This is a genomic window from Halalkalibacter sp. AB-rgal2 (assembly GCF_041821005.1).
Lineage (GTDB): Bacteria > Bacillota > Bacilli > Bacillales > Bacillaceae_D > Halalkalibacter.
The window spans coordinates 74742-88361 of the sequence record NZ_JBGUAV010000017.1 but is presented as its reverse complement, the minus strand read 5'-3'; the positions used below and the strand labels follow the sequence as shown (position 1 = coordinate 88361).

Genomic DNA, 13620 nt, shown 5'->3' with positions numbered 1-13620 from the left:
ACCGATGGATCGCCGTGAAGAAGCATCAAGAAAAGCAACATGTCCCCCTGTGAGACGAATGGTTACTCTTCGTCAAGCAACAAGAGGGAACATCGAAGCGGAGTCTCCAAGATGATCATCCCCGTAGAAGAGAAAGCAAGAGCCAGGACGTTGCCGGGCGAACAAGTACAATCCGATAGGGTTGTGCTTTTTTATGTGCACAAAAGATGAAGAATAAGCCACAGAGGAGCTCTGTTTGAATGATTAGGTTAAGGAACGTGTTGCAAATCTATTATTTTCAGAACCTAGTAAGTAGGAATAGTTCTACAAAAAATGGGTATACTAAAAGCATTAGGGTTGCAATTCAAAAATAAAGTAATTATAATATGGTTAAAGTCAAAGATAGTCAAAGTCAAATAATAATTAATTTATAGAAAGGGGGGATAACATATGCGAAATATATCAGATATTATCGAAGAGTATCTCAAAGCAACCATTCAAAAAAGTGGAGGAACTCCACTGGAAATAAAAAGGAGTGAGATTGCCAAAAAGTTTCAATGTGTCCCCTCGCAAATTAATTATGTCATTCAAACACGATTTACATTAGAAAAAGGCTATCAAGTGGAAAGTAAAAGAGGCGGAGGAGGATATATACGAATTGTCAAAGTTAGTCCACATAATCAACTTGGCTTATTTGAACATATGATTCAATTAATCGGAAGACGTATTGATCAACATACAGCTGAAAATATTATCATAAGGTTGTATGAGGAGCAGATCATTACGAAGCGCGAAAGTCTTTTAATGCTAAGTGTTGTTGATAGGTCTAATTACCATTCGACTATATCACATCGAGATGAAGTACGAGCAAATATGCTTAAATCAATGATTAATTGTTTGAAATATAAAGAATTACATTAATGGAGAGGAGGCTGTCTTGTGTTATGTCAAGAATGTAATCAACGTGAGGCAACATTACATTTTGCGAAGATTATTAATGGAGAAAAAACAGAATTTCATATTTGCGAAAAATGCGCAAAGGAAAAAGGAGAGTATTCGCCTGGCTCTAATAGTTTTTCCATACATCAGCTTCTTTCCGGGTTGCTACATTTTGAACAACCAGTCCAAAGTGATAAAGGTCAAAAGAAAACGCATGAGGATCTAAACTGTTCAAAGTGCGGGATGACTTATGTTCAGTTTACAAAAGTCGGCCGCTTTGGCTGTGCCCATTGTTATAAGAGCTTCTCTTCTAAATTAGACCCAATCTTAAAACGGGTTCACAGTGGAAATCATACACATGCAGGGAAGCTCCCTAAGCGGATAGGAGGAGGCATTCAAATACAAAGGAAAATTGATGGACTTAAGCAAAAGCTAAGGGGACATATTGATGATGAGGCTTTTGAAAAAGCGGCAGAAATACGTGATCAAATACGTGCATTAGAAAAAGAAAAAAATGAGCAAAAGGGGGGATGATCGATGTCGCTTGAACAATTTATATCAGAGGCATTAAGTCCATGGATGAAAAAGGACGGGCCGGATTCAGATATAGTCTTAAGCAGTCGTATTCGTCTCGCTCGAAATATAGAAGAATATAATTTCCCAATATTAGCAACGATGGAAGAGTCGTACGCCGTAATCAAACATGTAGGAGAAGCATTAACAGTAAGTCCTTATGACGAAATTGGCCCACTTGAAGTGTTTCATGTAGATGATATGAAGGCCAATGAAAAGCGAGTGCTAGTGGAAAAGCATTTAATTAGCCCCCACCTTGCTGATCATGCTAAGCACGGAGCAGTTTTATTAGATCGTGATCAGTCTGTCAGTATAATGGTTAATGAAGAAGATCATTTGCGTATTCAATGTCTGCTAGCAGGGTTTCAATTAGAAGAAGGATTAAAGAAGGCAAGTAATATAGATGATTGGGTAGAAAAGCGTGTAACGTATGCTTTTGATGAAAAAAGAGGTTATTTAACAAGCTGCCCAACAAATGTTGGGACAGGATTACGAGCATCAGTCATGATGCACTTACCTGCATTAGCGATGACACAGCAATTAAATCGAATTTTACCTGCAATTAATCAATTAGGACTCGTTGTTAGAGGGATTTATGGTGAAGGTAGCGAAGCTTTAGGTAACCTCTTTCAAGTCTCTAATCAATTAACATTAGGTAAATCAGAGCAGGACATTGTCGAGGATTTACAGGGGGTTGTTGCCCAACTTATTCAACAAGAGCGAGTTGCTAGACAATTGTTGATTGAACAGTCTAAATTACAATTAGAGGATCGTGTATATCGTTCCTTTGGCATTTTAGCTCATAGCCGTATGATTGAATCGAAGGAAGCTACTCAACGATTGTCGAACGTCCGATTGGGAATTGATTTAGGTTTGTTAAAAGGTTTATCAGGTAATATTTTAAATGAGTTAATGATTTTAACACAGCCTGGTTTTTTACAGCAATATGCACAAGAGGTGTTAACACCGGAACAACGCGACGAACGAAGAGCTAGTTTAATTCGTGAACGTCTAAAATTAGAAGAACAAATGGGTTAACTATTTTCGGAGGTGAATGAATCATGATGTTTGGACGATTTACAGAAAGAGCACAGAAAGTATTAGCGTTAGCACAAGAAGAAGCTGTTCGATTAGGGCATAATAATATTGGAACAGAACACATTTTATTAGGATTAATTCGCGAAGGTGAAGGAATTGCTGCTAAAGCATTACAAGCATTAGGACTTGGATCGGAGAAAATCCAAAAAGAAGTTGAATCGTTAATTGGAAAAGGACAAGAAGGATCTAAGACGATTCATTATACACCAAGAGCGAAGAAAGTAATTGAATTATCAATGGATGAGGCTCGTAAATTAGGCCACTCCTATGTCGGAACCGAGCATATCTTATTAGGACTTATTCGTGAAGGGGAGGGCGTCGCGGCTCGGGTTTTAAATAATTTAGGTGTAAGTTTAAATAAAGCCCGTCAGCAAGTTCTTCAATTATTAGGTAGTAATGAAGTTAATAATTCTTCTTCACAAGGTAGTGGATCCACTCATGCTAACACACCAACACTCGATAGTTTAGCTCGCGATTTAACAGCAGTTGCGAAGGAAGAGTCATTAGATCCAGTGATTGGACGTAGCAAAGAAATTGAGCGTGTGATTCAGGTGTTAAGTCGTCGAACAAAGAATAACCCTGTCTTAATCGGGGAGCCAGGTGTAGGTAAGACGGCAATAGCGGAAGGGTTAGCACAAGCGATTATTAATAATGAAGTTCCTGAAACGTTACGTGGGAAGCGCGTTATGACATTAGATATGGGTACGGTTGTAGCAGGGACGAAATACCGTGGGGAATTTGAAGATCGTCTGAAAAAAGTGATGGATGAAATTCGTCAAGCACAAAATGTCATTTTATTTATTGATGAGCTTCATACTCTTATTGGGGCAGGTGGAGCAGAAGGGGCGATCGACGCTTCAAACATTTTAAAGCCGTCCCTTGCTCGTGGAGAACTACAGTGTATCGGGGCAACAACATTAGATGAATATCGTAAGTACATTGAAAAGGATGCAGCGCTGGAGCGTCGTTTTCAGCCTATTCAAGTGAATGAACCTACACTTGATGAGTCTATTCAAATTTTAAAAGGGTTACGAGATCGGTATGAGGCCCACCACCGTGTAACTATAACAGATGATGCTATTGAAGAAGCGGTTAAGTTATCAGATCGATATATTTCAGATCGATTCTTACCAGATAAGGCGATCGATTTAATTGATGAAGCAGGTTCTAAGGTGCGACTTCGTTCGTATACAGCTCCACCAAATTTAAAGGAGCTTGAACAACGTTTAGAGGAAACACGTAAAGAAAAGGATGCAGCTGTTCAAAGCCAAGAGTTTGAAAAAGCAGCGTCATTGCGTGATTCAGAGCAACGTTTACGTGAAGAATTAGATGAAATGAAGAATGAGTGGAAAAAGAAGCAAGGTCAGGAAGCAACGGAAGTGACAGTGGATGACATTGCCCAAGTTGTTGCAAGTTGGACGGGAATCCCAGTATCAAAGCTAGCAGAAGAGGAAGCAGATCGCCTACTTAAGATGGAAGAAATCCTACATGAACGTATCGTTGGTCAGGAAGAAGCAGTTGATTCGATTTCAAAAGCGATTCGACGAGCAAGAGCTGGATTAAAGGATCCAAAACGCCCAATTGGTTCGTTCATTTTCTTAGGACCAACAGGTGTAGGTAAAACAGAGCTAGCTCGAGCTGTTGCGGAAACGTTATTCGGTGATGAGGATTCCGTTATTCGAGTAGATATGTCTGAATATATGGAGAAGCATGCGACAAGTCGGTTAGTCGGATCACCGCCAGGGTATGTTGGTCATGACGATGGCGGTCAGTTAACAGAAAAGGTTCGTAGAAAGCCGTACTCAGTTATCTTACTCGACGAAATTGAAAAGGCTCATCCAGAGGTTTTTAATATTTTGTTACAAGTATTAGAGGATGGACGTTTAACGGACTCAAAAGGGCGTTCAGTGGATTTCCGTAATACCGTTATTATCATGACGTCCAACGTTGGAGCAAGCACCTTACGAAAAAATAAATTCTTAGGTTTTGCTGTTGACGGTGACAATCAAGAGTATTCGGATATGAAGAGCAAAGTGATGGATGAGCTAAAACGTAGCTTCCGTCCAGAGTTTTTAAACCGTATTGATGAGTTAATCGTATTCCACTCATTAGAGAAGAAGCATATTCGTGAAATTATCACTTTAATGGCTGATCAGTTGAAAAAACGCTTGAAAGAGCAAGGAATTGAATTTGAATTAACAGAAGCTGCAAAGGATAAGATTACAGACTTAGGCTATGATCCAGAATATGGAGCGCGCCCGTTACGTCGCGCACTACAAAAGCAAGTCGAGGATCGTTTATCTGAAGAACTTCTTAAAGGAACGATTGTAAAAGGACAAAAAGCAATTATTGATGTAAAAGATGATGAGCTGTTTGTTCAAACAATAGAAGACGTGCACGTGTAATAAAAAAGAAGGGCACTGAAAAAGTTGGATTTTCAACTTTTTTGGTGCCCTTTTAAAAAGTGGTGTACTTACGATTTATATCACCCCATAATGCTTTTTGGTCATATCAATGAATGCAGACAATGGAGCGGTAAGTGTTTTATCGTTATGCCATGCAAGCTGAGTATAGATATCTCTCACTTGTCCTATCCATATGATCTCTGAAACGGTTCCTTGATCAAGCTCTTTTTCGATCGTCATTCTAGGTATGAGGGCTACTCCTAATCCGGCGACAACGCACTGCTTTAATGCTTCAATACTAACAAATTCGATTTTGTCCAATGGATCAAGCTTTGAAAGAGAAAAGAAATCCTCTAGCGCACTGCGGTATGAGCAACCGGTTTCAGTAAGAAGCAATGTTTCTTTTGCGAGGTCTTCAGGTGTAACATATTCCTTTTGAGCGATCTGATGCTCAGGTGACGCGACAAGCACTAAATCTTCTTTGATCAAGGGCATAATTGTAAAATTTTCGTTTTCAATAAGGGAATCCATGATAAATGCAATATCTAATTTTCCATGGATGAGGTCTTCTCTACCAGCCTCATTAGAATGAACCGGTTTAAAGACCATCCTTACTTGGGGAAAGGACTTTTTAAATGTTTTTAAGATCGGGGGAAGACGATAGGTACACTGGCTTTCTTGAGCGCCGATGATGAGAGTACCAGAAACTTTACTATGGTTTTCTACAACGATTTTTGCTTGATGTGAGAGTGTCACGATGTTTTCTGCATAGTCTTTAAAGAGCTCTCCTGCTTCTGTTAATATAATTCGTTTTCCTAAACGTTCGAATAGCGGGCTTCCTAGTTCTTTTTCCAATGTTTTAATTTGTGCTGTCACACTCGATTGGGCAAAGTTTAGTTTCTTAGCAGTTTTTGTAAAGTTTAAACTTTCTGAAGCATCTATAAACGTAATCAATTGCTTGATTTCCATATTTCCCTCCTTTTAAATCGTAAATATCGATTGATCCAAACAAAATAATCAGCTTTAACGATTGTTAACTCCAGTATAGAATATAATTATAGTTCATTTCAACTAGAGCTATAGAAACGAGATCGTTAATCGGTATGAAGATTGAAGAAGTCATGATGATTGTGAAGGAGTGTGGAAATAGTGAGTGCGAAGTCCGTTTCAGTTAAACAAGGTGTAATGTTTCTTTTAGAAGAAGCTAATAGAAAAGGCTCTCTTAATAAAGCTAGATTAGAAAGTTATAAGAAGTCCTTGAATATTCTGATCGAGCTAGATCTTTTAGAAAAAGGTGAAGGAGACAGTTATTGTTTAAAGAAAGAGGTCATAAAGGAACTCTCTGCTTTATTCAAACGTATTTGCCCTGATAGTGAGGAAGATCTTTTAAAACTAAAGCCAAAGTATTATGTTTTATAAAAAAACGAAATGCCCTAGCTTCCATTTAAAGAGCTGGGGCGTTTCGTTTTTCTTTACATATAAAAAGTTATAAAGGTTTTCTTGAATAAAAATTGGTAATGTTTTTATCTTTTACATAGACTATAGAGTGACTATTTGAGCATGAGGGAGATCCGTCGTTTTTCTCTGAAAACTTTGCTACAATAAAGAGGAAGTGACCGTAAAGGAGAGAACGGCATGGCGAAAAAGAAAACAAAATTTGTTTGCCAAGAATGTGGGTATGAATCGGCGAAATGGATGGGGAAATGTCCTGGCTGTCAAGGCTGGAATACAATGGTCGAAGAGTTTGAACCGAGTGCGAAAAGCACCAGTCGAAGCTTTGTTACGTCAACGAGTACGGCAGGCTCAAAGCCGCAATCGATTATTTCCGTAAAAAGTGAGACAGAAGCTCGTATTAGTACAACGATGCTGGAGCTTGATCGAGTACTCGGGGGTGGCGTCGTGCCTGGATCACTTGTTTTAGTTGGTGGAGATCCTGGTATTGGAAAATCAACGTTACTTTTACAGTTAAGCTCGAAGCTTGCGGATGCCAAGCAACGAGTTCTATATATTTCTGGTGAGGAATCTGTTAAACAAACGAAGTTGCGTTCTGATCGATTAGGTGTGACTTCTTCTGATCTTTATGTATTAGCTGAAACGGATATATCGTTTATTGAGCGTGCTATCGATGAAGTTAAGCCGGCACTTGTGATCATTGACTCGATTCAAACGGTTTATCAAGAAGAGGTAACATCTGCACCTGGTAGTGTGGCACAAGTGAGAGAATGTACGGCAGCATGTATGCGCATTGCGAAAACAAAGGGGATTGCGATCTTTATTGTTGGTCACGTAACAAAACAAGGCTCGATTGCTGGTCCAAAGTTATTAGAGCATATGGTTGATTCGGTATTGTATTTTGAAGGTGAGCGTCACCATACATATCGCATATTACGCGCGGTGAAAAACCGTTTTGGCTCGACAAATGAGATGGGGATTTTTGAAATGAAGGAAAGTGGGTTAGAGGAAGTGTTAAACCCTTCTGAGATCTTTTTAGAAGAGAGGTCGGATGGAGCTGCTGGGTCGATTGTAGTGGCTTCAATGGAAGGAACAAGGCCCGTATTAGTGGAATTGCAAGCACTTATTTCGCCTACAAGCTTCGGAAACCCACGGCGAATGGCAACAGGAGTTGACCATAACCGTGTATCCTTGCTTATGGCTGTGCTTGAAAAGCGCGTGGGGCTCCTACTTCAAAATCAAGATGCTTACTTAAACGTTGCAGGGGGTATAAGGTTAGATGAACCGGCAATTGATTTAGCTATTGCATTAAGCATTGCTTCGAGCTTTCGTAATCAAGTAACAAGTCCGATGGATGTTGCCATCGGAGAGGTAGGTTTAACCGGTGAGATCAGACGGGTTTCAAGAATTGAGCAACGTGTGAACGAAGCTGCGAAACTAGGCTTTAAACGGGCCATTATTCCTGAAAAGAATTTAGGAGGCTGGACTTATCCAAGCAGCATACAGATTGTAGGCGTTCCAACTCTAGAAGAGGCGTTGGAAGTCGGACTAGGAGGATAGCTATGGCAGAAGCACAGAAAACAGAAGCATTTGTTCAGAATTTATTGAAATTTGTTGCACCTGGTACTCCATTGCGTTCAGGAATTGATAATGTGTTACGTGCCAAGACAGGTGGGCTGATTGTTGTAGGCTATAATAATGGAATGGTTCCGATTGTCGATGGAGGATTTTTTATTAACTCGGATTTTTCACCAGCTTATTTATATGAGCTAGCGAAAATGGATGGTGCGATCATTATTAGTGAAGATGCGAAGAAAATTTTGTATGCAAACACACAATTAGTACCTAACAATACGATTTCATCAAATGAAACGGGGATTCGTCATCGTACCGCTCAGCGAGTAGCGAAGCAAACGGGTCATTTAGTTATATCAATTTCTCAAAGGCGAAATGTCATTACACTCTACCAAGGCGATTATCGTTATTCATTACGAGATATTGGAGTCATTTTAACAAAGGCTAACCAAGCGATTCAGACGTTAGAGAAGTATAAGGTTGTTCTCGATCAAGGCGTTACTAATCTAGGGGCGCTTGAATTTGAACAGCTTGTGACATTACATGAGGTGACACAAGTTATTTATCGTATACAAATGGTATTACGTATAAAGCGAGAGATTATTAAGTATGTAAATGAATTAGGTAGTGAAGGTAGACTTGTCTCTATGCAATTAAATGAGCTAGTAGGAAATACCGAGAAGGAAACGCTCCTTTTATTAAAGGATTATGTGAAGGAGCAAGTAGATGATGTGGAGGAGGTTTCGAAGGAATTATCGAAGCTAGATTCAGAAGAATTGTTAGATGAACATGCGATTGTAAAAGTGCTAGGCTATCCGAAAAGTGTCAATATTCATGAATATTCTTTGTCACCACGTGGATATCGTATTTTAAACCGGATTCCGCGGTTGCCTGCTCCTATTATTGAAAATTTAATTGATAAATATGGCAATTTATCAAATATTATGTTCGCGAGCATGGAAGAATTAGATGAAGTGGAAGGAATTGGAGAACCGAGAGCGAAAATGATAAAGGAAGGATTAAACCGAATTCAAGAGCAGTTATTTATTGATCGACATATTTAAACATAATGATACGAATGCGGAATAATTCTCATAATTTATGTGAAATCCAGTTTGATAGGTTTTAAAACGGAAATCTTGTCTATACTAGTAGGAGGAGGTGAATATGGATGTTAAAAAGGATGGTGCAGCTTTTCTTTTTGATTGCTGGTGGAACTATTGGATTTTTATTTATTCCAGATCTTATCCATATTTTAAATGTTGGCGAAATGCCTAGTTGGTTATTGCACCCATATGCAGGGGCTGTCATTGGAGCAGTATTATTTTATGTCTTAACGTTTTGGTTGGCGGATTATATCGTTGATTTTATGAAGCTAATGGAAGAAGCGATCGTCAAAGCGCCAATAACAGATGTCTTATTTGGATCGATGGGATTAATTATCGGATTAATTGTCGCTTACTTGATTACAATTCCCTTAAATGCTATTAATTTACCTGTTTTCAGTACCGTATTACCGATTTTTGTGACGATTTTCCTTGGTTATTTTGGTTTTCAGATTGGCTTCAAAAAGCGTGATGAACTTATTAATTTATTTACCATTACAAGGAATTTAGGTAAGAAAAAAGAGGAAGAAGCTAGCGCAGAAGGGAAGCACCTGAAAATATTAGATACAAGTGTGATTATAGATGGACGTATTGCTGATATTTGTAAGACAGGGTTTCTAGAAGGCACATTAGTGATTCCTGGTTTTGTGCTTGAAGAACTTCAGCATATTGCCGATTCTTCAGATGTTTTAAAACGCAATAGAGGCCGAAGAGGGTTGGATATTCTAAATAAGATTCAAAAGGAGCTACCTATTGCAGTTGAAATATATGAAGGCGACTTTGAGGATATTGCTGAAGTCGATAGTAAGCTAGTGAAGCTCGCTAAATTACTATCTGGTATGGTCGTAACAAATGATTTTAATTTAAACAAAGTATGCGAGCTTCAAGGTGTGTCCGTCTTAAATATTAATGACTTAGCAAATGCAGTTAAGCCAGTCGTGTTACCTGGTGAAGAGTTGACGATTCAAGTCATTAAAGATGGTAAGGAGCAGCATCAAGGTGTCGCTTATTTAGATGATGGAACGATGATCGTTGTTGAAGGTGGCCGTGATTATATCGGTAAGGACATTGAAGTCGTTGTGACAAGTGTGTTGCAAACAAGTGCAGGTCGTATGATATTTGCGAAGCCTAAATTACTTGAGAAAGCACTTTAAACGTTTGGTGGTTTTCCCCTTTTTGAATGACCTCGAAGCAATGAGTGCAGTCGCTACATCTTTTAAAATCCTGTGGTGAGTGGTTTTCCCGCCACTAGACGAGACGCGTAGCAAACGGAACCATTGTCACATTTTTTATTGCTTTTTTGAACAGGATATAAACAAATATCAAGCGTTGAGACTACAAATCAGATTAATGTACTTGAATATCATTGAGGACACTGAAAAAGGACAATTTAACTTTTTCGGTGTCCTCTTCTATGATTGCGAGGAGGAACGTGCTAAAATAAGAACGATTTGGGATGTGTTAGGGGCGAGTGAGATGAAATATAGCGTAGTCATTGTAGCGGCAGGGCAAGGAAAAAGAATGAAAGCAGGAAAAAATAAAATGCTGCTGGAGTTAAGAGGTGAACCACTTGTGATTCATACTCTTCGCTTGTTTGTTCATGATGACCAATGTGATGAGGTAGTTCTTGTTGTGAATGAACATGAAATAGAAGCTATGAAGAAACTCGTTGGAGTAGTTGAAATGAATAAGCCATGTAAAATCGTTGCAGGAGGTAAAGAACGCCAGCACAGTGTTAAGAACGGAATAGATCAATTGCGTCATAAAGGGATTGTGTTAGTGCATGACGGAGCGAGGCCGTTTGTTCGAAATGATGTTTTACAGAAGCTTGTTGCTCAAGCAAAGCAAAGTGGAGCAGCAACAACTGCTGTCGCTGTTAAAGATACAGTGAAAAGGGTTCAGCACCATCGAGTGGTTGAGACATTAAATCGCAGTGAGCTATGGGCGGTACAAACACCTCAAGCGTTTGAGGTTGTATTGCTACAGAAAGCACATGAGAAGGCAGAAGAAGAGGGTTTCTTTGGGACTGATGATTGTAGCTTAATTGAATGGTTAGGCCACGAGGTTGTGATTGTTGAAAGTGATTACCATAATATTAAGCTTACAACACCCGAAGATTTGCTTTTTGCTGAGGCGATTTTACAAGAAAGGGAGAGACATTTATGAGAATAGGACAAGGCTTTGATGTTCATCAGTTAGTGGAGGGTAGGCCACTTATTTTGGGAGGAATTGAAATTCCATATAAGCAAGGGTTACTTGGGCATTCAGATGCAGATGTATTACTTCATACGATTACAGATGCTGCTCTTGGAGCAATAGGTGAAGGTGATATTGGACGTCATTTTCCAGATACAGATATCGCGTATAAAGATGCTGATTCTGCGAAACTGTTAACCGATGTGTGGGAGCTTGTGAAGCAACGGGGCTATCAATTAGGAAATATTGATTGTACGATTATTGCTCAAAAACCGAAAATGTCCCCTTATATTGAACAGATTCGTGGCCGGATTGCTGAGCTGTTAGAAGCAGATGTTAGTCAAGTGAACGTAAAGGCAACAACAACAGAAAAGCTAGGGTTCACAGGACGAGGGGAAGGGATTGCTGCACAGGCTGTGATCTTATTAGTTACGTAACGAAAACTTGACCATTGCAGTGTAATTGGTGCTAAAATAGAACAATGAAGGCGAGCAGAGGCTCGAATACAGGAGGTATAATGAGGATGGGAAGCGAAGTAAGAGTAAGGTTTGCTCCGAGTCCAACTGGACATTTACATATTGGTGGTGCACGTTCCGCCCTTTTTAACTATTTATTTGCTAAAAGCCAAGGTGGGCAATTTATTTTACGAATTGAAGATACCGACCAAGCACGAAATGTAGAGGATGCAAAAGAAAAGCTTTTAGAAAGCTTAAAGTGGTTAGGAATTCAATGGGATGAAAGCATTGATGTTGGTGGAGAATATGGTCCTTATAGCTGTATGGAGCGTACTCATATTTATCAAGAATATCTTGAGCGGCTATTAAAGGAAGGGAAGGCGTATTACTGTTTTATGACGGAAGAGGAGCTTGAGGCGGAACGTGAGGAGCAACGCTCACGTGGAGAAACACCAAAGTATAGTGGGCGTGATCGTGATTTAACAGAGGAGCAGCGTAAGGACTATGAGGCAAAAGGATTAAAGCCAGTCATTCGCTTCCGTGTGCCTGAAGGACAAATCATCAAAATTGATGATGCGATACGCGGGGAGGTATCGTTTGAATCTGATGGAATCGGGGACTTTGTCATCGCACGAAAAGATGGTATTCCGATGTATAATTTTGCCGTTACAGTTGATGATCATTTAATGAAAATTTCTCATGTGATCCGTGGGGAGGAACACCTTTCTAATACACCTTTACAAGTATTATTATATGGAGCATTTGGATGGGAGGTGCCACGTTTTGCTCATGCCTCTTTAATCTTAAATGCTGACCGCCAGAAGATGAGCAAGCGGGATGAATCCATTATTCAATTCGTAGAACAATATAAGGATTTAGGTTATAAACAAGAAGCATTAGTCAATTTCTTGGCACTACTTGGCTGGTCTCCTGGTGGAGAAGAAGAAATCTTTACATTGGCGGAGCTAGAAGAAATCTTTTCATTAGAGCGAGTATCAAAGGCTCCAGCGATATTCGATACAGACAAATTAGCATGGATGAATAATCAATATTTAAAGGAAGCTGATCTTGATGAGGTTGTTGCTTTATCATTACCTCATTTAATTAAAGCAGGTAGACTTCCGGCTGATTTAAGTGAGGAACAACGTCATTGGGCTAGAGACCTTATTGCCCTGTACCAAGAACAGCTTCAATATGGATCAGAAATTGTTGAGTTGACGGAACTTTTCTTTAAGAAGGAAATTGAGTATAATGAAGACGCACAAGTCGTATTAGACGAAGAACAAGTTCCTGAGGTGCTCGCTCAATTTGCAAAAGAGCTAAGTAAGCTAGAGGAGTTTACGGCGCAAGATGTGAAGAGCGCGATTAAAGCAACGCAGAAAGCAACAGGACAAAAAGGGAAGAAGCTGTTTATGCCAATTCGTGTAGCAACGACAGGCTTAACGCACGGCAGGGATCTTCCAGAATCGATAGCACTTATTGGAAAAGATGTTATTTTGGCACGCTTAGAGCAATTACGTGCATAAGATGGAGCATTATCATAATGAAAAGCGATGAGAGGGAAAAGTAGGATGAAGAAAGCCTCACAGAGAGAACTACATGAGCTGAAAGTAGTTTAGGTAGACTTTTTTTGAACATGCACCCTTGAGCCTCTTTCTGAACGAATAATCTGTGTAGGAAAGAGCGTGTTGCGGCGTTATTCGCATAGAGATAACAGATTTTGATCTGTTAAACAGAGTGGAACCGCGTAAATAAAGCGCCTCTGTGCTATGACGAGCACAGAGGCGCTTATCTTTTTGTAGATAGAAATAGAAAATGAAGGAACGGAAAGGGGGAGATGAA

At 39.5% G+C, this 13620-nt stretch carries 12 protein-coding genes and 1 other annotated feature; of the genes, 11 read left to right on the top strand and 1 reads right to left on the bottom strand.

Annotation, left to right across the window (positions count from 1 at the left end; translation table 11 throughout):
- The first annotated feature begins 429 nt into the window (after window positions 1-429).
- From ACERJO_RS13960 to clpC, 4 genes are read left to right on the top strand one after another with little or no spacing between them, the layout of a single operon-like run.
- Window positions 430-900 (top strand): CtsR family transcriptional regulator, encoded by a 471-nt coding sequence (locus ACERJO_RS13960; protein ID WP_247106923.1) that lies wholly within the window; start codon window positions 430-432, stop codon window positions 898-900.
- Window positions 901-918: 18 nt separating this feature from the next.
- Complete coding sequence (mcsA, locus tag ACERJO_RS13955; protein ID WP_373647870.1) at window positions 919-1452, top strand: protein-arginine kinase activator protein McsA; 534 nt, start codon at window positions 919-921, stop codon at window positions 1450-1452.
- A gap of 3 nt (window positions 1453-1455) precedes the next feature.
- The gene (gene mcsB, locus ACERJO_RS13950; RefSeq protein ID WP_247106926.1) at window positions 1456-2529 is read left to right on the top strand and encodes a protein-arginine kinase McsB; all 1074 of its coding nucleotides are present in this window, start codon (window positions 1456-1458) and stop codon (window positions 2527-2529) included.
- 23 nt (window positions 2530-2552) lie between these two features.
- Entirely contained in the window at window positions 2553-4994 is a 2442-nt protein-coding gene (gene clpC, locus ACERJO_RS13945; RefSeq protein ID WP_247106927.1) for an ATP-dependent protease ATP-binding subunit ClpC, read from the top strand.
- Window positions 4995-5069: 75 nt separating this feature from the next.
- Here clpC and ACERJO_RS13940 read toward each other — a convergent pair whose 3' ends face one another.
- Entirely contained in the window at window positions 5070-5963 is an 894-nt protein-coding gene (locus tag ACERJO_RS13940; RefSeq protein ID WP_373647869.1) for a LysR family transcriptional regulator, read from the bottom strand.
- A 171-nt stretch (window positions 5964-6134) separates the two neighbouring features.
- Here ACERJO_RS13940 and ACERJO_RS13935 point away from each other — a divergent pair, with 171 nt between their 5' ends.
- The 7 genes from ACERJO_RS13935 to gltX all read left to right on the top strand — a co-directional run bounded on the left by ACERJO_RS13935 (window position 6135) and on the right by gltX (window position 13304).
- Complete coding sequence (locus tag ACERJO_RS13935) at window positions 6135-6413, top strand: hypothetical protein (protein ID WP_373647868.1); 279 nt, start codon at window positions 6135-6137, stop codon at window positions 6411-6413.
- A gap of 216 nt (window positions 6414-6629) precedes the next feature.
- Window positions 6630-8006, top strand: coding sequence for a DNA repair protein RadA (gene radA / locus ACERJO_RS13930; RefSeq protein ID WP_373647867.1), 1377 nt, complete (start codon window positions 6630-6632; stop codon window positions 8004-8006).
- Window positions 8007-8008: 2 nt separating this feature from the next.
- Entirely contained in the window at window positions 8009-9085 is a 1077-nt protein-coding gene (gene disA, locus ACERJO_RS13925; RefSeq protein WP_247106931.1) for a DNA integrity scanning diadenylate cyclase DisA, read from the top strand.
- A gap of 107 nt (window positions 9086-9192) precedes the next feature.
- Window positions 9193-10281 (top strand): PIN/TRAM domain-containing protein, encoded by a 1089-nt coding sequence (locus tag ACERJO_RS13920; protein WP_247106933.1) that lies wholly within the window; start codon window positions 9193-9195, stop codon window positions 10279-10281.
- Window positions 10282-10603: 322 nt separating this feature from the next.
- Window positions 10604-11293 (top strand): 2-C-methyl-D-erythritol 4-phosphate cytidylyltransferase, encoded by a 690-nt coding sequence (gene ispD / locus ACERJO_RS13915; protein ID WP_247107045.1) that lies wholly within the window; start codon window positions 10604-10606, stop codon window positions 11291-11293.
- Entirely contained in the window at window positions 11290-11760 is a 471-nt protein-coding gene (gene ispF, locus ACERJO_RS13910) for a 2-C-methyl-D-erythritol 2,4-cyclodiphosphate synthase (protein WP_373647866.1), read from the top strand. The genes ispD and ispF overlap by 4 nt, the downstream gene beginning before the upstream one ends.
- 86 nt (window positions 11761-11846) lie before the next feature.
- The gene (gene gltX / locus ACERJO_RS13905) at window positions 11847-13304 is read left to right on the top strand and encodes a glutamate--tRNA ligase (RefSeq protein WP_247106936.1); all 1458 of its coding nucleotides are present in this window, start codon (window positions 11847-11849) and stop codon (window positions 13302-13304) included.
- 18 nt (window positions 13305-13322) lie between these two features.
- Window positions 13323-13545, top strand: a binding site (T-box leader).
- Window positions 13546-13620: the final 75 nt, after the last annotated feature.

Bases quoted from the DNA above. Each gene is read 5' to 3' on its own strand.
- ACERJO_RS13960 (WP_247106923.1), top strand. From the start codon at position 430: ATGCGAAATATATCAGATATTATCGAAGAGTATCTCAAAGCAACCATT.
- mcsB (WP_247106926.1), top strand. From the start codon at position 1,456: ATGTCGCTTGAACAATTTATATCAGAGGCATTAAGTCCATGGATGAAA.
- clpC (WP_247106927.1), top strand. From the start codon at position 2,553: ATGATGTTTGGACGATTTACAGAAAGAGCACAGAAAGTATTAGCGTTA.
- ACERJO_RS13940 (WP_373647869.1), bottom strand. From the start codon at position 5,963: ATGGAAATCAAGCAATTGATTACGTTTATAGATGCTTCAGAAAGTTTA.
- radA (WP_373647867.1), top strand. From the start codon at position 6,630: ATGGCGAAAAAGAAAACAAAATTTGTTTGCCAAGAATGTGGGTATGAA.
- disA (WP_247106931.1), top strand. From the start codon at position 8,009: ATGGCAGAAGCACAGAAAACAGAAGCATTTGTTCAGAATTTATTGAAA.
- ACERJO_RS13920 (WP_247106933.1), top strand. From the start codon at position 9,193: ATGTTAAAAAGGATGGTGCAGCTTTTCTTTTTGATTGCTGGTGGAACT.
- ispD (WP_247107045.1), top strand. From the start codon at position 10,604: ATGAAATATAGCGTAGTCATTGTAGCGGCAGGGCAAGGAAAAAGAATG.
- ispF (WP_373647866.1), top strand. From the start codon at position 11,290: ATGAGAATAGGACAAGGCTTTGATGTTCATCAGTTAGTGGAGGGTAGG.
- gltX (WP_247106936.1), top strand. From the start codon at position 11,847: ATGGGAAGCGAAGTAAGAGTAAGGTTTGCTCCGAGTCCAACTGGACAT.